Genomic DNA, 20727 nt, shown 5'->3' with positions numbered 1-20727 from the left:
TAACGCAGCAAAGGTGATCAACGGTGATTGAGGGTGGCCGTGCCCAACTACTCCTGAACAGCTGAGGCGGACGCGGACTCTTGCCGCCGCACCTTTACCGACTACGATTCCTGCGAGTTACGACCACATTGGATATTGCGTCCATGACATGTATCAAACGTTCCAATGTTGGCTTGGCGCGCGCAGCGATGGACAGCACGAGCGATCGTAGGCATACTGGTAAATGCATCGCGCCTTGGGAGACTCCCAACGGAAACCCATCTGAATGACTGCGTACAGGGGGGACGAGGTGACCGAGGGTTCAAACGAAAAGCATTTCTGGTCCACAGCCAAACGGCTCTTGGACATTATCCCAAGTCGGCCGGAAGTTCTGTCGGGCGATACGGAGCAGGTGCGCCTCGCACGACGCTTGGCTGAGGACGCGGCATCTCTTGCTGACGCCTTGGTGCCGAGTCCGTATTGGAAGGCGGACGCATCCTGCGGCAAGGGGCAGTGGGCGAGCCTGCCCTGGGTGGCGATCTTCGATGAACGGGAGACGACCCAAGCCAGCAAGGGCGCCTACGTCGTGATCCATCTGATGCAGGATCAGACCACCGGCTCGCCGACCGGCAAACCGGGGATTCGCCTCGGCTTCGGCATTTCGGCTACGGGCAGTCAGAAACAAGATCGGTCGGAGCTGGTCGGGCAGCTGGTTGCCGAAATGGAGAATCAACTGGATACGGGGGAGGATTTCGGTCGATTCTGGCTGGCCACCGGCCCCCAACCTCGCCCTACGGTTCAACCGGCTGCTGGCTTCGCCCGGGCTTGTGCCGACGGCTTGGTATTGGAGCGTTTCGTACCAGCAGACGAGGTTGAAGCGCGTGCGGACGAGCTGACTGATGATCTGACGCAGGTGCTGACATGGTACCGGCGTTGGGTGGACCATCATCAAAAGGCGGATCCCATTCCGCCCGCACAGGCGAGCAAAGATTTTTTCGCCTTGATGCGGGAGTACCAGGCCGAACGAAATCTTTTCACGAGTCCGCGTGGAGCGGTCTACGAAGTGGTGAATGTCGGTGACGATAAGTGCACCATACGCCGGCTGAGCACAGCAGAACCAACCGAGGATGTCTGTACCGCCAAGGTCGTCCGCGGAGCGATCAAGCGGTTACAGGCTGCGGGCGGCTCGATGCCCGTTGGCGACCTCGCCGAGCAGCTGAACCGAAGCCGCGCCGTGATGGCGGCGATCCTACAGGCCCCGTGCGCTGGCCTCACGGCCGACCGTGCCTCGGCCCGCTTAATCAACAATCCCGACGATGCCGCATCTCTGCTACGAGACTACTTGGGATCGCTGCGGGTTGATCGCAGCACCGGTGCTCCAAAGCTCTACAAGCCAGCCATGGTCGACGTTGTGCTGGCCGGCATCGAAAGCGGCGAGGTGACGCACAATCGCATCGACTTTGATTGGCTCGCCGGGCGTTTTCGCGAGCGCATGGCGGAGTTTGGCCAGACGGTCACCGACACCCAAGCGGCGATGGTGGCGTTTCATTTGTCGAGCGAACCGTTCTGGTTGTTGTCATACCAGCAAGGCGCAGAGATCATCACCACTTCAACAGGGCTCTCCGCTGATGGCTTCCGAAGCCGTATCCGACAGATTTCGATTCGACAGCCGTTCTGGGAGACACTGCAGGCACCCTCGCGGCTGGGGGCGATCCGCAACCACCTGCAACAAACCTGGTGGCCGAGCGATGGAGTTGATATGAACGTGAAACTTGACGAGGGGCTACTTGCGCGTGCGGCGAAGGAAACGATTCGGCCATGGCTGATTGATAAACGCAAGCTGGACGACACGAAGGCCGAGGGCTATCACCACCAGCAGGTGATCCCGCGGGCCCAGCCCCACCTTACGCGCGAAGCCTTGGAGGCGGACGCGGTCGGGCATGTCACAGAGGCAATTAAGGCCAGCGCCAATCTGCTCTCACAATATGAGCACTTGCACCCGGTCGAATTTCTGGCTCAGGTCGATGCGGCCGAAGCGCGCACACATCTCTTGGACTTGCTTCACGGGGATGACCCGGTCGTCGAGCGGATCCGGCATTTCCTTGATTGGGGTGGTTTTCGGAAAGGGGGCGATGGACGCAAAATCGGCTTCAATGGCACCATCGTCAGTTATCTGCTCGCGATGAGCAATCCAGCGGAGCACGCTTTCTGCAAGCCCGAGGTCTATCGAGCTGCTGCGTTGGCATTGCTGGGCCCCGAAGCCGTGGTAGCCGATCCGGCAGAGCGGATTGAACATGCAACCGCCCTTTACAGAGTGGCCTTGGCCCTACTCAAAGAGAAACATGCATTGCCGTTTACGGATCTGATGCATGTGCACATTTCGTTCTACATCGTCAAAAATGGTGCCGGTGGCTACCCCAACTGGGAACAGCTTCGAGAGACCATGATCGGCAGGAAACCGAAGAGGGTTACTATGTCATCGACCAACCACCTCAATCTCGTGCTGTATGGGCCGCCTGGCACAGGCAAGACGTACAACGCGGTCCGTGAAGCCGTACGACTGTGCGATGGCCAGCTTCCAGACGAGCATGACCAGGTGCTGAATCGGTTTCGCCGCCTCCAGGAGGATGGTCGTATCGGTTTTGTCACCTTCCACCAATCCTACGGTTATGAGGACTTCATGGAGGGGATCAGCCCGGCGATCGAGGACGCTGAGGCTGAGGTCAGCGACGACGAGAATTCGGAAGGGGGTGACATTCGCTATCAATGCCGAGATGGCGTGTTCAAGAAAATGTGCAATCTGGCAAAGTCCCACATTTCACGTCCGCGTAAACAGGTCAATGTCGACCCTGCGAAAGTGGCGGTATGGAAGATGTCGCTGGGTAACACGGCGGACCCGGAGCAATCCGCAATCTACGACGAGTGCCTGGAGAACAACTACATCCTACTGGGCTACGGCGACGACATTGATTTCTCCAAATGCAATTCCCGTTCGGCCGTCCATCAGCTGCATTTGAAAGAGTATGGCCATCCAAAGCGGCTCAAAACATCAGCTTCTCTCGTCCACGCCTTGAAACATCAGATGAAGATCGGCGACCTGGTCGTGATCTCAGATGGAAATTTTAAGTTTCGCGCCATCGGACGAATCGCCGGCGATTATCAATTTCTCCAGAACGAGGACCGCGAGAGCTATCGTCAGATGCGTCCCGTCGAGTGGCTGGTTGTGTGTGACGAAAGTCTGCCACGTGAAAAGATCAGTACCAAGGTGTTTTCTCAACGCACCATTCACCGCTTGAATCACCAGTCACTCAAGCTTGACGCCCTGCGTGACATGCTCTCTGCGAAGGATAACGGTGCCAACCAGGTTCTTCCGTACGTCCTGATCATCGACGAAATCAACCGCGGCAACATTTCCAAGATTCTGGGCGAACTCATCACCTTATTGGAACCGGACAAACGTCTTGGTGAACCAAATGAGCTCAAGATCACGCTGCCTTACTCCGGCGACAGCTTTGGCGTTCCGGCCAACCTGCATGTGCTCGGGACTATGAACACCGCCGATCGCTCCATCGCCTTCCTCGACGTCGCCCTTCGCCGGCGATTCGTCTTTCGCGAGATGATGCCTGAACTCGGAGTCATCCGACATCTAGTCGGCGATAATGGTCGCATCGGTGACGTGGATGTGGCGAAGGTACTCGAAACGATCAACCGCCGGATCGAACTGCTCTTTGATCGGGATCACCAAATCGGACACTCATACCTGCTGGGCGTGCAGACGCTGGCGGACCTGCGCGACGTCTTCGTTTCAACGGTCATTCCGCTGCTGCAGGAGTATTTCTATGAAGACTGGGCCAAGGTGTGCGCGGTACTGGGGTGTCCATACGATTCGGAAACGGGGAAGGTAAAGCAGGTGACGCCGATCATTCAGACGGAGTTGCTCTCGGCCGATGACCTGCTGGATGGGGATTTGAGTGACATGGAGAATCGTGTTCGCTGTCATGTCAGCAGCGATTTTTGTCAGGCGACTGATGAGGAGACGCTTGAGCCTTACTTCCACGGCGTCACCGGAAGGCCCGTTAAATCCGCGCAACTCCTGGCCAATCTCTGATGCACCTCACCATCACCGAGTACCAGAAGATCCCGCGGGAGCAGATCGGCGCTACCCGGCTGCAGCGCCTGGAGCGGCTTGACCGAAGCCATGCCGCCGGTTCGGGCGAGCACATCTTTGACTGGTCTGCCATGGACACAATTCGGGCACTGAACCACGTGGGGGTGGTTCAGGTACCGGGGCTGACGGTCGAAATTCTGCCGAAGATCGAGCAGGTCAACGACATGACCAACGACGGCGAGATACCTCCGCAGCGGGCTCGTCACAACCTGCTCTACATGCTCGCGGTGACACGTTGTCTACCAATTCGGGAACGCCACCTGGCGGCGCTTCGCGTGCAACGGATGTCACTGCTGGAAGCGCTGATTGCGATCTTCGCCCGGGCACTGGTGGATGAGCTGCGGCGCGGTCTCCATCACGACTATGTCCGACGTGAGGAGAATGGTCATCGGCTGAAGGGAAAGCTTTTGCTCACGCAGCATCTGCGGGCCAATGTCGCCCGCCGTGATCGGATGTGGGTCGCATTTGACGAGTTCTTGCCGGATAACCTGATTAACCGCATTTTGAAGGCGACCTGCATGCGACTGGTGAGCCTGACGCGCGTCACGCGGACGCGGCAGCTGCTTCAGGAAGCGCTTATCGAGATGGAGCAGGTGGACGCGCAGCGAATCGACAACCACCACTTCGAGCAGGTTCATTTGAGCCGGAATTCCCAACGTTTCGAGCATTTGGTGGACTTCTGTCGACTCGTGCTCTCTAATCGTTCGCCCGCGCCAACAGCGGGTGAGTTGTCGAGTTTCACGTTGCTGTTTGCGATGGATCAGTTGTTCGAGGAATTCGTCGGCCGAATGATCCGGCGTCACGCCGATAGCCTCGGATTTGATCGCCGTCAGGTGCGACTTCAGGCCCACGGCGACCGCCGTTGGCTGCTCCGTACCTCGACGGACCAGGGACGGTTCCGACTCATTCCCGACGTGGTGGTCAAAGGAGCGGGGAGATTGCCCCAGCTGATCCTCGATACCAAGTGGAAGCGGCTCAGGACAGATGCGGAGGACGCGCGGAATGGCGTTTCACAAGCGGACATCTACCAGCTTTTCGCCTACGCTCAGCAGTACCAGTGTCCACTGAGCATCCTGCTCTATCCAGCCGTGTCCGGCGTTTCACCGAAGTGCTACCGGATCGCTCACGACGCGCATGAACGGCAAATCAAGATCGCATTCATCGACCTGAGTGTCGACCTCGCAGCCAATAATGGACGGTTCGTTGATGAGCTACAGGCGGCTCTTGCCTAAAAGCATGCGTCAACTCGGACGCATGGCAGGCCTGCCGACGGTTTCGCAGCCGACCTGCTCCCTTGCCAAGCGGCCATGTCATCGACGGTAGAACCAGTACGGCCGCTGATGCATGACAGCCTCTCGATAATGATCGGCTGGCGGCGCGCTCGGCGCCGGCTCTTTGGGCAGCTCAAGCGGTTCACCGGCTTCCGGCTTGCTCGGATCCAGGCGGTCCGCATAACGACGCACCCATCGCAACCACTTCCCAAGCTCGCTGCGAGGCGGCAGTGGAGCACCTTCCGACGTGGCGGCCATCTCGCGATAACTGGCGTAGGCACGAAGCGCCTCTGCCTGCTGCCATCGGGTGAATTCCTTTTCCAGCTGACGAAGGCGAGCCAGCTCGGCTTTGCGCTTTCGCTTCTTCCGCTTGGCACGAAGCTCGCGCAACCATTTCAGACGATTGTTCCGCATCTCAACGAACTCGCGCCGACGCGCCCGCAGCGCATCGTCCTGATCGTCCAGCGTATCCATAAGCTGGTCCAGCGTCAGACGGTGCGGTGCCGCGTCCACTGCTTTGAGGAAATGGTGCAGGCAATCCTCCACCAGGTACCGCATGCCATCGCTCCAGCAGCCGCGGACCTCCGGCACGCCTTCCAGCCGCAGGCGAAGCTTTCCGGAAGGGAAGTAATCCCACTGCGGTGGTTCGTCGCGCGAGAAGCGCCACCGATCTTCCTTCTCCCGCCGCTTCTCTTCCGCCGTGAGCTTGTGCGGCTTCTTATCCGGGAGCTCTGTGAGGCTGAAAGTCAGCTGTCTGCCGGCGACCGTGATCCGCGTGCAGCGTGGCTTGCGCTTGGCGATCTCGATGGTCAAACCCCGCTGCTCGAGTGCCTTGATCAGCGTGTCGAAGATGAGCAGCGCCCGGTCAAGCTGTGCCTCGCTCGCTTCGATGTCCAAGCGGCGTACCTTCGCCGGCCGCATGATGCCGTCCTTCTCCGGCGTTGCGCCCTCGAACGCACGACGTGTCTCCTCAATGAGTGGATGCGGATCGACCAGTTTCAGTGGCACCTGGACCCGCTGGGCAGCGCGGCGACGGGCGTGGGCTTCTGAATTCTTCCGCCTCTCCTCAGCAGTTTTCGCCGCGCTGCGCCCTTTCTTCCGCTTCAACTCGCGCGGGATCACGATGGCTCTACCCTCAAGCCGAGCCCGCAGCCGCCGCAGGGCCGGCGTCGTGGGGTTCATCAGGGCGGGAATGTCCTTGAACCGTTCCGTGGGATCGCTGTTGGACATGGAGTGCATCTCCGTGCATGACGATGATATTCCTTGCATCATCATGCCGAACAGGGGCGCGTTGCTCAACGAGCGGGGCGGAGGCGGGCGGGCAGGCGCACCGTTCCATGCCTCGATCAACTGTGGTCACGGGATGTGCACCGGTACGTGCCGGTCACGCCCGGCTACATCTGCTTGTGCTCGATCGTGAAGCCCGTGCGCCTCAGCAGCCCTTCGATGACCCAGTCGTACGTGGAATGCTCGTCCCGGAAGTGCCCTTCGGCATCGTCGCGCAGGAAGTCCCCGCCGACACCCGCATGTTTCTCAATGAACGCTGCGTTGTTCGCCACCCTTTGGCTGCATCAGCCGTCCAACCGACGCCTGAAGTTCCGCGTCCTCACGCAGTGCCTCGGCCATCCGCTCCGCCACTGCGGTCAGAACGACACGGATGTCGTGGGCCAAGGATAGGCAATCTTCGTCCGATTCAGCATGAAGGCCTTCGCTCAAGGCGTTGTGAAGCAACAGCAGCGGGTTGTGCCCATTGATCAGCAGGCTATCAGGTAGTGCATGCTTGATGCCCCGAATCGACTTCTCGAACTGCGTTTCCTGCTTTGCAGCCTCCAACTCTTTCACCAGATCATCCGCGCCGGGCTTGAGCCTCGTGACCTTGATCATGCGGTCGAACAGCCGGCCTCTCTGGGCTTCGACAATGCGCCGGTAATAGGCATAGGCTCCGACCCCCAATCCTTGGGCTTCACATCGCCTACCTTTGAACAGAGTCTCACGGTCAGGACCGACAAGTTTCAGCAGATTTGCCGAAAGAACAGGACCGAACGGAGGCCAAGGACACGACGAAGGCCGGTGATTGATGCCTCAGCATGCTTCGCAAAGGGATAAAAAAATGCAAAGGGATATGATGCAATTGCCACTTTTTCCACCGGAACCCTACGAATATTCTGACCGCACTTCCGTTGCGTCCACGCTGTGAAATGGATCGCAAACAATGTGGCAGAACATTGGGTTTCTGCCGGCTTAACTCAGAGCGGCACGAATCCGTCACGGCCCTGTCAATGCGGCTGTGAAGCCGCGACACCGTACTGTGCTGCGCGATTTCTGGATCAATCGGAATGTGACGGATTTTCCCAAGGTTGGCGCAAAGTGGTCATGAAATCGCTCATCTCACAAGGTCATTCTGGCGATCGTGACCGCGCCGGGCCTGGCAGTGAAGCGGTCACGAGACTGCCGAATGGCATGAATTGGAGTATACGGCGGGGCTTTCGGGATGCGGTTGCAGGCCGGTCACAAGCACATGGCGAAGCGAACAGGCCGTCGGCTACAGAAAGCAGCTTCATCGGTCACGCCGTGCGGGACATGGCTCTCACGCCATTGAGATGACGGCGTGGCAAGGGTTTGACCGGTAGTGGGCGACCACCGACCGCCTACGCTCATGCAAACCGACGTGGCGCCGATGACCACCTGCGGCATCGGCTCACCACCCTTCGTGTTCCTTCACGAGTCGATCCAGCCGCGGATAGTGGTTCTCCACATGCTCCTGCCACGCCGACTGCTGTTCGGGTGGCAACTCCTCGAACGCCCGCGTGGCCTGCCGCCACCGCTCAGCAGCCCGCGACGTATCCTGCTTCAGCTGGTGCTCGTCAAAATACCGCTTTGTTTGATCCATGGCGTACGCCACGGCCAGGTTGTTGTACCGCTCGGACATCGCCCGCACCAAGGTCCGCATCAGCCGATTGAACGCCTTCGGACGCTTGGAAGGCGGCAGGCTGGGCCAGCGATCCATTTCATCCTCCAGGTCCTCCTCGTCCGCCGCCGCAGGGTCCGGCGCTTCCTCGGCGTCGTCGTCGGGTTCCGGGTACGTTTCCATGTAGCTCCCCAGCCGCCAACCGCGAGCGAGCCAGCCCTGCAGCACGTCGGGGATCATGGCCATGGGCATGCCGTGACTGCTGAGCGAGGTTGTAGCCAGGAAGACCTCGCGGTCGATATCCCACGTCAGATCTTTCAGTGGCCAACCACCGGGTTCCGGGCACTCGTCCAGATCCTGACCGTAGACCATCAGGCCTGGCGACGGGGCGAACGGCAACTCAATCGTCCGCGTGACCACGATGCCCCCTCCCCGGTCCTCCATCGGCGGGTCAAAGTACAAGTGCAGGTCCAGCTCAAGCTTGTACATGATTTTTCCTTCACGGCCGCGTCAGCTGCTCGACCTATGGCGTCCGTTTTGATTGTGACGGATTTGCTCAAGGTTGGCGCAAAGTGGCAACGAAATCGCCACGTCAGTACCGTCGATCGGGCCATCGTGACCGGACGACGTCGGCGCCAGCGCGGTCACGCGCGAGCCTGTCGGCACGAACTGGATCGTGTTGCCGTGCATGCGGGGCGCAGTCACAGCGAGACCGGATGGGAACATTGAAGCGAACACGTTGTCTGTTGCACAATGCAGCTTCATCGGTCACAGCGGTCGACGATATGCCCGCCGGAACCAACGGATGCGGCACAAAACCGCATCAGGGCGCACAGGCTTGCAGGTAAGTCGAATGCCGAATCGCTTTGAGAATTGTGCCCTTGGCGCACCCGATCTCCCGCGCCAACGCGTTGAGCCCAGGCCAGTGACCGCCTCGGTCACGCACGATTCGCTCCGCTTCCGCTTGGGCTGTCTCCCAATTGACGCGAGCGTGAGCAACGCTCGGCCGCGTGGGAGCTTCCAGTGTCTGCGATTCAGAAGCTTGGCTGCTTGCCGTCTCGGCAGCTGTTTTCGCCCAGTTCTCATCGTCGCACTGGCCTGCGATCTGCTCTTCGATTGTGTGGATGATTGGAGCGAATTTTCCGTGGAACCGGCCGCTGGGATCGAGCCAGCGGGCCAGTCGACTGAGTGCCACCTCATAGGCGCGGAGTTGCATTGGTCGCTCGATCTTGTCCCTGATCGGGGCATAGGCTGGACCGCTGAACGCTCCGGCGTCGATGGCTGCCGCTAAGGCTTCGCCGAATTCCATCGCTTGGGACCACTTTTCGGCAATGCTCTGTGCATCGCGGCCGGCGACCAGCCGCATGACCACGAGTTGATCCTGGATCTGGGGAATGTTGAGCATCCGAGGGTTCCTTTCGCATTTTCGCCAATGCTGCGGACGAGCGGTCACGGTCGGCGCCAGCGAAGTTGGTCGATCACGCCCTGGACGGATTCGGGGCGCCTGCGTTCTATTCTGCCCCACGGACTCACGGTCGCCCAAGGTCTGGCACATGGCCTTATCCCACCTGCCTCGCTACCTGCCGGGCGCGATCCACGTCGCGCTCGGCATACAACTGGGTTACATCTGCTCGTGCATGGCCGAGAAGAACCTGCGCAGCTTCCAGGCCGTGCTTTTGCCGGACTTCCGTCGCATACGCGTGGCGGAGTTGGTTCGGGGCCCAACGATGATCCTTCTGCCACCGCTTCAGTTCGTCCAGGCGTTTCTCACTCCGTAAGCGGTCATGCCATTCGGTACGTGTCTCCCATCGCTCAGCCTTGCGACCGGTGGTAGGCACACGTCGACGTTGGAGGTCAGCAGGTGGAGGAAAAGCGCTGTCACAAGCGTACTGAATCGCACGACCGTAGCTCTGCGTTGTCCATCGTGCGGCAGCCTGACGACGAGGTGTAGCTTGGCAATTATCGCCCGGTCCATTGCCGCAACTCGCCGGGGTCTTGCGGGCTGACCGCATTGCCTCACGCCGCTCCCTTTCGCTCTGTCGGGGGCTGAAAATCGGTGCGGTGGGATCAGTTTTCATGTACGGACGAAGGGCTTTCTGGCCTTCCGGGCCGATGAAGACGGTCCGCGTACGACTTCGCCAGGCTGTCTTGTGGCTCTTGGGGCGGTATTCCCAGACCTCGCCCGATACGTCGACTTCGCCGCCCATCATCGAGCAAACCTCATCCGGCCGCATTCCGGTCACTCGCTGAAGTCGGACCATCGCCTGAAGCGTTGGCGTCAGGTGCGGCAACGCCGCATTCAGCAGTTCGTCGGCAACGGGCGTGACTGGTTCCGTCTCGGGAGCGTCGCTACGGTGCATCTGCAGCCCCTCGACCATTGCTAGAGCAGCCGGCACGTCGGGGCAGACCAGCTCCCAAGCGGCTGCCCATTTGAAAATGTGCCGGATCAGTCGGATGCGCTGGTTGATTGTGTTGCGGGCCAATCCGGCCGTGACCATTCGCTGGCGAACGGCCCGCAGGCAGCGGGGGGAGAACTCTGTGGCTGGCAGGTCCGCGTAAAGGGCGAGCAGCGGTTTGATAGTCTGGCGGTAGTCAGAGTGTTTGCTGGTTGGTGTGCCGTCCGAATGCACATAATGACGGTCTGCGTGTGTGAGGAACCTGTCGACCAGGACGGTCACGGTCACCTGCTCAGCGGCTTGGACGGCGCGCCGCCGGCCGGCGGCCAGCCATTCGGCGATAGCGCGGTCATAACGTTGCTGGGCCTCCTCCGTGCCCCAGCGTCCGCACCAGACCTTGCAGTCATCGAGCATGACGAACGCACGGTCAGCGCGGCCTTTTTCCTTCTGGCGACGTAATTTCGGGAGTTTTGATGTTGAAGCGGCCACGGCTCGTTCCCTTCGGTGCAACGTACCCATGGGTACGTTTTTGCCTTCGGGTTACGGCCGCGCCGTCGAACGACGGGTAAGCGAAACTTTCGCTTTCAGCCTGACTTATGTTAATGGGCCCGGCAAGATTCGAACTTGCGACCTCACCCTTATCAGGGGTGCGCTCTGACCAGCTGAGCTACGAGCCCGGTTACGGGCGGGGCGTAATCATAACGGGGACAATCCAGCCAAGCAAACCTTGGTCCGGCACGCCTGATGGCTACACCCTGCAGACGGCTAGCTTACTCGTCCACGCGAACCTCCACGGAATAGTTCGGGGCTTCACGCGTGATCGTGATGTCGTGTGGGTGTGACTCGACCAGACTCGCGCCGCTGACGCGGACGAAGCGGGCGTGTTCGCGTAAGTCGGGGACGGTGTGGGCACCGCAGTAGCCCATGCCGGCTCGCAGGCCGCCGACGAGTTGGTAGACGAAGTCGCCGAGCGGGCCGCGGTAGGGGACTCGGCCTTCGACGCCTTCGGGGACGAGCTTGCCGCGTTCTTTGACGCCGGACTGGCCGTAGCGGTCGGCGGAGCCTTGCATCATGGCGCCCTGGCTGCCCATGCCGCGGTAGGTTTTGTAGCGTCGGCCCATGTGGATGATGGTTTCGCCGGGCGCTTCGTCGAGGCCGGCGAACAGTGAGCCGAGCATCACGGCCGACGCCCCGGCGGCGATGGCTTTGGCGATGTCACCACTCTGGCGGATGCCGCCGTCGGCGATGACGGGGACGCCTTCTGCGTCGGCGGCGCGGCAGGCGTTGAAGATGGCGGAGACCTGCGGCATGCCCACGCCGGTCACGACGCGGGTGGTGCAGATCGACCCGGGCCCGATGCCGACCTTGATCGCATCCGCGCCGGCGGCGATGAGGTCGCGAGCGCCTTGCTCGGTGGCGATGTTGCCCGCGATCACGTCAATGTCGTAGCGGGCTTTGATGGCTTTGACCGTCTCGATGACGTTGCTGCTATGGCCATGCGCCGAGTCGACGACGATCAGGTCGACTTCCGCTTTGATCAGTGCATCGACACGGTCGAGCTGGTTGACGCCCACGGCAGCGCCCACACGCAGCCTGCCACGATCGTCGCGGCAGGCGAGGGGGAACTGCTCAAGCTTGGCGATGTCGCGCATCGTGATCAGGCCGGTGAGCTGCATGTTGTTATCAACGAGCAGCAGCTTCTCGACCTTGTTTTTGTTGAGGATGGCCTCGGCCTGTTCGAGGGTGGTGGTGGGCGGCGCGGTGATGAGGCGGTCTTTGCTCATCACCTGATGCAGCGGGGTCTCGTCGTCGGTGAGGAACATCATGTCGCGGCGGGTGATGATGCCGACGACTTCGCTGTTGGGCTTGCCGTCGACGGTGATGGGCACGCCGGAGATGTTCTGCTCGCGCATGAGCTGGCGAACGCGGGCGGCGGGCACGTCGGGGGCCAGGGTCACCGGGTCGGTGATGATGCCGTTGGCCGAGCGTTTAACCTTGATGACCTCGCGGACCTGTTCGTCGGCGTCGAGGTTCTTGTGGACGACGCCGAGGCCGCCTTCCTGTGCGAGCGCAATGGCCAGCGCCGCCTCAGTTACGGTATCCATCGGAGAGGAGAGAATGGGGATGTTCAGGCGGATGCGGCGCGTCAGCTGGGTGGACACGTCGGTCTGGGTGGGAACCACGTCGCTGCGGGCGGGGATGAGCAGGACGTCGTCGAAGGTGATGCCGTCGGTGATAATTTTGGCTTCCATGGCACACTGTTACCGGATCATGGGAATTTCGTCAAGGTCAAGGGTGGGGCAGTGCACCTTAAGGTGCACTGCCTTGCGGTGGGTGGGGGGAATTGCTCATCATAGGCGCGGCAGGTAGATTTCGACGTTATGGAACTACTCAAAGAACTGGTCGAGGCGGCGGCGGTGCCCGGACGTGAACATCGAATGCGCGAGCTGGTGCGCGAGCGCGTGGCGAGCCTGGTGGACGAGGTGCGGGTCGATGCGCTGGGGTCGGTGATTGCGATCCGCAAGCCTCGGCCGAGCAAGGGCAAGCCGGCGAAGCAGCCGACGCGGGTCATGCTCGCGGCGCACATGGATCAGATCGGCTTCCTCGTGAAGTATGTCGACGAGCGCGGGTTCATCCGCCTCAACCCCGTGGGCGGGTTCGATACCCGCAACCTCTTCGCTCGGCTGGTCACGGTCTGCCCGGATCTGAAAGATCCGGCGAAGGACTTGCCCGGCGTACTCAACCCGGCGGGCAAGCCGATTCACATCGCCAGCGATGAGGATCGCAAGAAGGTGCCCGACATCGAAGAGTTCGTCGTCGACCTGGGCTTGCCGGGCGACGAGGTGAGGAAGCAGGTGAAGATCGGCGACATGGTCGTACTGCGATCAGCGTTGATCGAGGTGGGCGCTACTGCGGTGTCGCAATGTCTGGATAACCGCGTGGCCTGCTGGATCGTGCTCCGGGCGCTGGAGCAGTTGGAGCATCACGACTGCGAAGTGCAGGCGGTGTTCACCGTGCAGGAAGAGGTGGGCCTGCGCGGCGCGGGCACTGCCGCGTATGAGCTTCAGCCGGACATCGGCATCGCAGTGGACACGACGTTGTGTGTGGACACGCCCGGCGTGCCGAACGAGCAGCGCGTGACCGAGCAGGGGGCCGGCGCGGGACTGACCGTCATGGACTCGGCGTCGATCGCAGACGTGGATGTGCTGGACGCATTCGAGCAGGTGGCGAAGAAGAAAAAGATCAAGCATCAACGGTCGATCCTCGCGCGAGGCGGGACGGACGCGGGCACGATGCAGCGGGCCGGGCGCGGTCGGCGGACGATGACGCTGTCATGTCCGACGCGCTACATTCATACGGTGACGGAGATGGTGCACCTGGATGACCTTTACGCCTGTCGTGATCTGCTTGCGGGGTATCTGGAGCAGGTGTGAAGCTGAGGATGGGGAGTGAGAGGGAAAACAGGGTGATTCACGTTAAAAAGGCCGTGCAGCTTAAGCTGCACGGCCTCGCGTGTTGGTGGGTTGTCCTCTGGCGGTGGTTCACGCGGCCTGGGCGGGTTCGAAGCCATCACATCCACTGATGGGTGTGACCTTCAGGTGCAGGCTTTCGTGGCGGGGGTGGTGACATTCGTCGATGTAGTCTTCCGGGCCTTCGCCCTTGATGCGGATGGTGACGAGCTTTTCGTTCTGGGGGTGTTGCTCGCCGAAGTGTGAGCACAGGCCGCATTGTCCGTCGTGCAGTTCGTACATGGCCGGTTCCTTTCGCAAGTGGTTGGCGTTGCATAACGCGTTGCCCAACGTTTCATTCTGTGATTGGTACGTGCGGAAATCCAGTGAGAACCGGTGTCATTTCGGTAGTGAGACGGCGTCGCGATGCAGTCGGCGTCAGGTGGAGGTGTTGTCTTCGGGTTTGTAGCCGAAGGCTTTGAGCCAGTTGCGTGTCTGGGCGTCGTCGAGTGTGCCGGTGGGTTTTTCGGGGCCGACGGTGGGGTGGTTGCCCTGGCGGAGGGCTTCGACAAGCTGGTGGATGAACTGCTCGCTGGTCCAGGTGGTGGCTCGGCGGCGGCGGGCGGCTTTGCGGATCTCGTGGTCGGAGCTGACAACGGTCAGCCGACGCGGCGCGGTGTGGTGGTTGACGTGGTCGATGATGACCGCGTCGGCAGTGCGGTTCACGCCGGAGTAGAGCAGCTCCACCGCGTCGGTAGGGGAGTCGAGCAAGCCCAGCGGGCCCGGCTGACCATCGCAGACGACCTTGATCGATTGCTCACGCCACGGCGTACGCGCCAGCGCGAGGCAGAGGCCTGCTGCGTCCAGCCCGGCCAGCGCGGGCGGCATCGTCGTGTGCAGCACGTTGTAAGCATCAATCAAAAGCATGGCGTCACGACTTCACATCTTAGTCCGACAACGCATCGCCGCGCCTGCAACATTCAGTTGCGGTGTTTGTGCCGCGCTCTTTGGTGTGTTGAACCGTTACGCGCGGGCCAAGGCCCGCGGCTAAATGTGGATGGACAGCATTATCTACGACCATATTTGCTCCTATTCGGTCGGCTGAAAAGCGAGTTATCCACGTTGGTTCGCGTTCTCGGACCTTGCGTGAAAAACTTGAAGGTCGTGGTAAGCCCGTAGCGGATTCGTTTTCTATTGGGCAAATCGATACTTAAAGCAAACCGGCCTTTGGCGGGTGGCAGAAAGTGGGGGGCAGTGGGGCAAAATGTGTTGCGTAGTGGGGCGGAGTGGGTTACTATCCCATCCGCACGAGGTGACACTTGGTTTTCACGGGCACGTATGAACACGCGATTGACAAGAAGAATCGCCTTGCCATACCGGCTGACATCCGCGGACAGATTCAGCGGTCAGTCGGAGCAGCGGAAGGCGACTCGGTCTATCTCTACGTGACTTTGGGTGATGATCAGGCGTTGAGCCTCTACACCGAGCAGGGCTTCGAGCAGCGAGCACGGGAACTGGATGATTCCGAGCTTGAGGCAGGAGACTTGCTGGCCTACGAGCGGCTGCTGTTTTCGCTCGCGAGGCGGGTGGAGTTGGATCGGCAGGGGCGTGTGCGTCTGCCGGACAACTTGTTGAAGCAGGCTGGTCTTGGGGCGGAAGTTGTGCTTCTCGGCGTGAAGGATCACCTGGAAGTACGGGACCGGCAGAGTTGGCAAGAGTATGTGCAGCAGATGCTCAAGAGCCAACCGCAGATGTTGATGAATCCTCGTCGGGCGATGCGATCGCCGCGGACGAGCGCGACTTAGCGACGTCGGAAGGTCGCAAGGGATTGGCCAGGCTACGCAGCGTCGGCAAGGATCGCCGACGGCGCGGGCCAGCAACAGGGCCGATCCATTTTGTAAGGCAGGCTCCCGGCAACGGGGGCCGAAAGCGTCAGCGAAGGTCGAACGGACTCGCTGCCGCCGCCGTTGGTTGACGGATGCCGACTTTGGGTGGCCCATGGATGGGATGCCCGGAACTCGGCGCTGGCAGGCATCAGTGATCGGACGCTTTGGACCCAGGCTTCCGTGTTACCGCCGGCAACGTCAATGAACGAGGTGGCACCTTCGCTGTCTTGTGTAGACGCTGGCCGCAGGCCGTTCTGGTCTGCGGCGGGGAGGTTACGGGCCTCCTGGACCTGGTTTTCAGCCACCTTTTTGCATGGGCGTGGCGGAACGAAAAAGTTACCCAGTTTATCAAGCTTTCCAAACCCACCATCCGATGTTAGGCTAAAGAAGGTTCGGGTCGTAACGATTTGAACGATCTTCCGGGCGGTTCGCTATGCCGAGCCGCGACCGAGAGAGGCCGACCAAGCGTCGGCGTGAACAGTCGTTCATCGTTTGAGGGGCTTCCACTCAGGTTGTTTGACGGTCTAACGCTGGCTTGCCCGGCTGATTGATGACCCGGCTGTCGGGGACTGGTTTCGCACAACTTTGCTTCTTTCTCCTCCGCCATGCCCCCCGGAATCCTATCCGCGGGGCATGGTTTTTTTATGGCTTCAGCGGATCGTCGATCGGCGCCGGCCTCAATCATCAGCCGTCGTGGAGCACCGATCGCTGCTATCGGGAATTACCGGATAGTAAGACCGGGGCAGGACATATAGCGATCTTCGGATTCGATCCCGATCGAGGGGCAGTCGGGCAAAGGGCCGGTGGCCCCGAGGTCGGCCGTGGGTGATGTGGAAAACCTGTTGATCAAAATGGTGGAGACGATTCGCGTCCGAATGGTTGGCTCGGCGGGATGCGGAAAACCGTGTGAACGGCGTGACGGCCGGGACGCGGGCGGGAGCGCCGTTCATGGCGTAAACCGCGTTTCCGGTGGTGTTTGACGCCTTGTGGGGCTTTAGCGCCAGGCGGTCGTGGGGCACCGCGCGGCCGGGCGGTTGCGGATGGTCTGTCCAGCAGTGGCGGTGTGGAAAAGCCGGGCTTGCCGGGGGGTGTTAACCAGCATATCGCCGGATATTTACGGTCGGTAAACCGCTGAGGGCCGCGTCAGCGAATCATCCGCATGTCGCCGAAGTTGGGCACGATCTGCCTGCCGCCGGCCTGCCAGGGGTAGGGGGCGGGGAAGTAGACGAAGAACGCTCGGCCCATCATCAGCTCTTCCGGGACGAGGCCGGCGGCATCTTCGCCGTCGGCGAGGCGGTCGGCGAAGTATTGCTCGGCGATGGTTTCGTCGACGTGTTGCCAGAATCGGCCGTCGTCGCTTTGTGGTCCGTTGTCGCCGACGGGGAAATACTCGTTATCGCGGATGATCAACGGCCGACGCCAGCCGGCCACGCGATCGCCCAGCCGAACCATCGCGCCGCGTGCCCGCCGCTGGTCAGCGCCGCTGAGCGTCGAGTAGTAGAGGTCGCGGTCGAGTTCCACCTGGTGCAACGTCACGGGGCTTCCGGCGACGGAGATGTGCAACGTCTCCGGGCGATCCAGCGGCCCGGGGCGCTCGCGAAGCACGTCCATCGGCGGGTCGAAGCGACGTTGGAGCACACGTCGGCCGTCGATCCAGACGCTGGCTTCCTGGTCGACATACCACAGTTCCAGCCGCGTCGTTCGGCCGGGCCGAAGCGGACGAACCTGCACGCGATCGAGCTCCGCGCGAATCTCGCCCGTCTCCAGGTCGCCTGCGGTGAGGCGAAGCTCACCTGTCTCATCGAGTGTCGCGGTCAGCTGCTCGGCCCCGAGTTCGGTGTCCTGATGCTGGCCGTCGTGGAGGCGGGCGGTGGTGGTCAGTGCGATGCGCAGGCCTGCCTGGTCCGGCTCGACGCCGACGGCGAGGCGGATGTCTTCCATCGGTTCGGGGTCAATCCACGCGCGATGCTGGTTGTAGGGATATAGGCCGGCGGTCTCATCGTCGCCGCCACGCGAGAAGTCGAAGCGGACTCGGCCGTCGCGGTCGCTGTCGAAGCGATAGCTTCGGCGGTTGTCGATCTGCCATGCGTCCTGCCGCGGGCCTTCCGCCACCCAGGGCGTGCGCCAACGCCGATCGCGAAGCTGGTTGCGGGCGGGGTCGCCCTCGTCCAGCGGGATGTACTGGCTGTGATAAATCGGCTGCCATACGGCCCGCTGCACGTCGGGCCGATCGGACTTGCGAGCGATCCGCCAGCCGCTTTCGACCGGGTTGCCGCTGTCGTCGAGTGGGGCGGTGTAGACGTTGCCCTCGAACAGGTGCACCGCTTCGTTGGGCAGGCCGACCAGCCGTTTGATGAAGTTCACCTCCGGCTGCTGCGGGTTTTTGAACACCGCGACGTCCCATCGCTGTGGCGAGCGGACGTTGTAGATGTACTTCTGGACGAGGATGCGGTCGCCCGAGCTCGGCCGAGTGCCCTGGGGCAGGTGGTTGGTGAAGCGGCACATGGGGCAGGTGATGCCCGTCCGCGAGCGCAGCGGGATGGCGGTGCGCTGCTCGCCGCGGCGGTCGGGCACGTCGGTTGCGAAGCGGTGGCCGCACTGCTGGCAGGGCACGCGCAGGTGCTGGCCGAGCAGCGTGGGGGCCATCGAGCCGGTGGGAATGACGAACGCCTCGACGACAAACGCGCGGAACACGAACGCGAGGATGAAGGCGATCGCGATCGCTTCAAAGGTTTCTTTGATCGATTCCTCGCCTCGACGCCGAGGCGTGTGTTGGGTTGTCGGTGTGGCGGGCTTGCTCAAGCGATCGGCCTCTTTGGTAGGGATACTGCGAGTCGCGGACATTCTATCGGCTGATCCGCCGCCGCGGGCGCGAGCCGCGGAAAGGTCCAGTCAATCGCAACCAACGGTGGTGCAACAATAGGGCAGCGCTTGCCTCAGGAGGGCAGCGCTTGCCTCAGGGCGATCGCATATTTAGTCGTTCGATTTTTAACGCCAAGACGCCAAGGACAGCAAATCGTTCTTGCCACGAAGACACGAAGGACACGAAAAGAACACGAAGAAAGGCAGAGGTTTTTTTGGTAAAGGCAGGGAAGTGTGCAATAGGTTCCTGAACACCTGCCCCTCCCAGTCATCCCCCTTCCTTCTAATTCTTGCTTCCCCCTTCGTGCCTCCTTCATCCCCTTCGTGCCTTCGTGGCTTGCCTTTCTTTCTGGCGTCTTGGCGTCATGAGCGATTAGATGCGTTGGCTCTTTCCGTGCAAAGCACGGATGCGATGGCGTGGCCAAGTCGGATTGCAGCTCGCGTAACAAGCGTCGATTTCGGCGCGGCGAAAAATTTCAATCCTTATCAGTTGACAAGAAGGTCTTTTTATAAGATAATGTTGTCGGTGTCGCGGGACGGCCGAAAAAGGCGGCTACATGACGCGGCACAACTTCATGCTCCTGGCTGGCCGGGAGAGATGGAGGCGACTCTGGAAGCATTATTTACACCACCCCCACCCGGCTTTCACCGTGCGTCTCGTCTCTCCCGCCTTTTACACTCCGCTTTCCGTTTCAGGCCCGCCCCGCTTTCCGCCAAGATGGGACGGGTCTGTTTTTTGCGCGTTGATTTCGCGTCATCCGGAAGCCTCGCGCGTGAAGGCTTGGCGCGGTATACTTCGGCCCCATGCAAAGACTCGAACGCCTGCGGACCAATATTCAGAAGTGCTTCATTGGCAACCAGCAGGCCATCGACAAGGTGATCACCTGTCTGCTCGCCGGGGGACACATTCTCATCGAAGACGTGCCCGGCGTCGGTAAGACGATGCTCGCGACGTCGCTGGCCCGCAGTCTCGATTGCTCGATGGCCCGCATTCAGCTCACGCCCGACCTGTTGCCCGCCGACGTGCTTGGCGTCACCGTGTGGGATCAGAAAAAGGGTGAGTTCACGTTCAAGCCGGGTCCGATTTTCAACAACATCGTGCTCGCTGACGAAATCAACCGCACCACGCCGCGGACGCAGTCGGCCCTGCTGGAAGCGATGAACGAGGGGCAGGTGTCGATCGACGGCCACACGCGTCGCCTCGTGCAGCCGTTCATCGTCATCGCCACGCAAAACCCCTTTGAGTTCGAGGGCACGTATTTTCTGCCCGAGTCGCAGCTGGACCGCTTCCTGATGCGCGTCTGCCTGGGCTATCCGAGCCCGGACGACGAGGCCCGCATCGCGACCGTCGACCCGCTGCGGACCGCGCTTCGCGAGCTGAAGCCGGTGATGACCGCGGAGGACCTGGTTGAGTTGCAGAACAAGGTCAACGAGGTGGAGGTCGACCCGGCGTTGGTCGACTACATCGTGCAGATTGCCAACGCGACGCGGAACAACGAGCAGTTGCAGATCGGCGTCTCGCCGCGCGGCACGCTGGCGTTGATTCATGCGTGCAAAGCCACCGCCATGATGCACAAACGCGACTACGTCGTGCCTGACGACATCACCTCCAACGTCGTGCCCGTGTTCGCACACCGGGTGATCACGAAAACGTACATGCACGACGCGGACGGCTCGTCCAGCCAGCAGGTCATGCAGCAGTTGCTTGAGACCGTGCCATCGCCCGTGTGAGCCGATCTGCCGTGATGGGTTGGCTTCTTTTCTTCTAACCATTCACCCCTCGCAGACCCGATAACAGTTGCGTGGGA

Annotated in this window: 16 protein-coding genes and 1 tRNA gene; 5 read left to right on the top strand and 12 right to left on the bottom strand. The window is 61.2% G+C overall.

From position 1 onward, the window contains the following. Window positions 1-289: 289 nt before the first annotated feature. Both ACERK3_01430 and ACERK3_01425 read left to right on the top strand, forming a co-directional pair. Window positions 290-4087 (top strand): MrcB family domain-containing protein, encoded by a 3798-nt coding sequence (locus ACERK3_01430; GenBank protein ID MFA9476944.1) that lies wholly within the window; start codon window positions 290-292, stop codon window positions 4085-4087. Beyond that, window positions 4087-5379 (top strand): McrC family protein, encoded by a 1293-nt coding sequence (locus ACERK3_01425; protein ID MFA9476943.1) that lies wholly within the window; start codon window positions 4087-4089, stop codon window positions 5377-5379. Before ACERK3_01430 ends, ACERK3_01425 begins: the two co-directional genes overlap by 1 nt. A 78-nt stretch (window positions 5380-5457) precedes the next feature. Here ACERK3_01425 and ACERK3_01420 read toward each other — a convergent pair whose 3' ends face one another. The 9 genes from ACERK3_01420 to guaB all read right to left on the bottom strand — a co-directional run bounded on the left by ACERK3_01420 (window position 5458) and on the right by guaB (window position 12974). Further along, window positions 5458-6648: a hypothetical protein gene (locus ACERK3_01420; GenBank protein MFA9476942.1), complete on the bottom strand. Its 1191-nt coding sequence runs from the start codon at window positions 6646-6648 to the stop codon at window positions 5458-5460. 164 nt (window positions 6649-6812) lie between these two features. Continuing rightward, window positions 6813-6977 carry a hypothetical protein gene (locus ACERK3_01415; GenBank protein ID MFA9476941.1) on the bottom strand — a complete coding sequence of 55 codons (165 nt, stop codon included), beginning with the start codon at window positions 6975-6977 and terminating at the stop codon, window positions 6813-6815. After that, entirely contained in the window at window positions 6952-7371 is a 420-nt protein-coding gene (locus tag ACERK3_01410; protein MFA9476940.1) for a hypothetical protein, read from the bottom strand. The genes ACERK3_01415 and ACERK3_01410 overlap by 26 nt, the downstream gene beginning before the upstream one ends. A gap of 745 nt (window positions 7372-8116) precedes the next feature. Further along, entirely contained in the window at window positions 8117-8815 is a 699-nt protein-coding gene (locus ACERK3_01405; GenBank protein ID MFA9476939.1) for a hypothetical protein, read from the bottom strand. A 21-nt stretch (window positions 8816-8836) separates the two neighbouring features. Beyond that, entirely contained in the window at window positions 8837-9016 is a 180-nt protein-coding gene (locus tag ACERK3_01400; GenBank protein ID MFA9476938.1) for a hypothetical protein, read from the bottom strand. A 133-nt stretch (window positions 9017-9149) separates the two neighbouring features. After that, window positions 9150-9731 carry a hypothetical protein gene (locus ACERK3_01395; protein ID MFA9476937.1) on the bottom strand — a complete coding sequence of 194 codons (582 nt, stop codon included), beginning with the start codon at window positions 9729-9731 and terminating at the stop codon, window positions 9150-9152. A 154-nt stretch (window positions 9732-9885) separates the two neighbouring features. Next, entirely contained in the window at window positions 9886-11211 is a 1326-nt protein-coding gene (locus ACERK3_01390) for a tyrosine-type recombinase/integrase (protein MFA9476936.1), read from the bottom strand. Window positions 11212-11325: 114 nt separating this feature from the next. Further along, window positions 11326-11399, bottom strand: a tRNA-Ile gene (locus tag ACERK3_01385). Window positions 11400-11492: 93 nt separating this feature from the next. Beyond that, the gene (guaB, locus tag ACERK3_01380) at window positions 11493-12974 is read right to left on the bottom strand and encodes an IMP dehydrogenase (GenBank protein MFA9476935.1); all 1482 of its coding nucleotides are present in this window, start codon (window positions 12972-12974) and stop codon (window positions 11493-11495) included. 129 nt (window positions 12975-13103) lie between these two features. Here guaB and ACERK3_01375 point away from each other — a divergent pair, with 129 nt between their 5' ends. Further along, window positions 13104-14156 (top strand): M42 family metallopeptidase, encoded by a 1053-nt coding sequence (locus ACERK3_01375; protein ID MFA9476934.1) that lies wholly within the window; start codon window positions 13104-13106, stop codon window positions 14154-14156. Window positions 14157-14264: 108 nt separating this feature from the next. On the opposite strand, the gene ACERK3_01370 is transcribed toward ACERK3_01375, so the two are convergent. Together ACERK3_01370 and ACERK3_01365 are read right to left on the bottom strand one after the other, a co-directional pair. Beyond that, window positions 14265-14474: a hypothetical protein gene (locus tag ACERK3_01370; protein ID MFA9476933.1), complete on the bottom strand. Its 210-nt coding sequence runs from the start codon at window positions 14472-14474 to the stop codon at window positions 14265-14267. A 135-nt stretch (window positions 14475-14609) separates the two neighbouring features. Next, window positions 14610-15098, bottom strand: coding sequence for an NYN domain-containing protein (locus tag ACERK3_01365; GenBank protein MFA9476932.1), 489 nt, complete (start codon window positions 15096-15098; stop codon window positions 14610-14612). A 392-nt stretch (window positions 15099-15490) separates the two neighbouring features. Here ACERK3_01365 and ACERK3_01360 point away from each other — a divergent pair, with 392 nt between their 5' ends. Continuing rightward, window positions 15491-15976 (top strand): division/cell wall cluster transcriptional repressor MraZ, encoded by a 486-nt coding sequence (locus tag ACERK3_01360; protein MFA9476931.1) that lies wholly within the window; start codon window positions 15491-15493, stop codon window positions 15974-15976. A 1224-nt stretch (window positions 15977-17200) separates the two neighbouring features. On the opposite strand, the gene ACERK3_01355 is transcribed toward ACERK3_01360, so the two are convergent. Next, window positions 17201-18859: a S26 family signal peptidase gene (locus ACERK3_01355; GenBank protein ID MFA9476930.1), complete on the bottom strand. Its 1659-nt coding sequence runs from the start codon at window positions 18857-18859 to the stop codon at window positions 17201-17203. An 864-nt stretch (window positions 18860-19723) separates the two neighbouring features. On the opposite strand from ACERK3_01355, the gene ACERK3_01350 reads away from it, so the two are divergent. Next, window positions 19724-20650 (top strand): AAA family ATPase, encoded by a 927-nt coding sequence (locus ACERK3_01350; GenBank protein ID MFA9476929.1) that lies wholly within the window; start codon window positions 19724-19726, stop codon window positions 20648-20650. The last annotated feature ends 77 nt before the right edge of the window (window positions 20651-20727 follow it).

The organism is Phycisphaerales bacterium AB-hyl4, from assembly GCA_041821185.1.
Lineage (GTDB): Bacteria > Planctomycetota > Phycisphaerae > Phycisphaerales > Phycisphaeraceae > Natronomicrosphaera > Natronomicrosphaera hydrolytica.
Note: the sequence above shows the minus strand (reverse complement) of the source record. Positions and strands in the feature narration are given on the sequence as shown.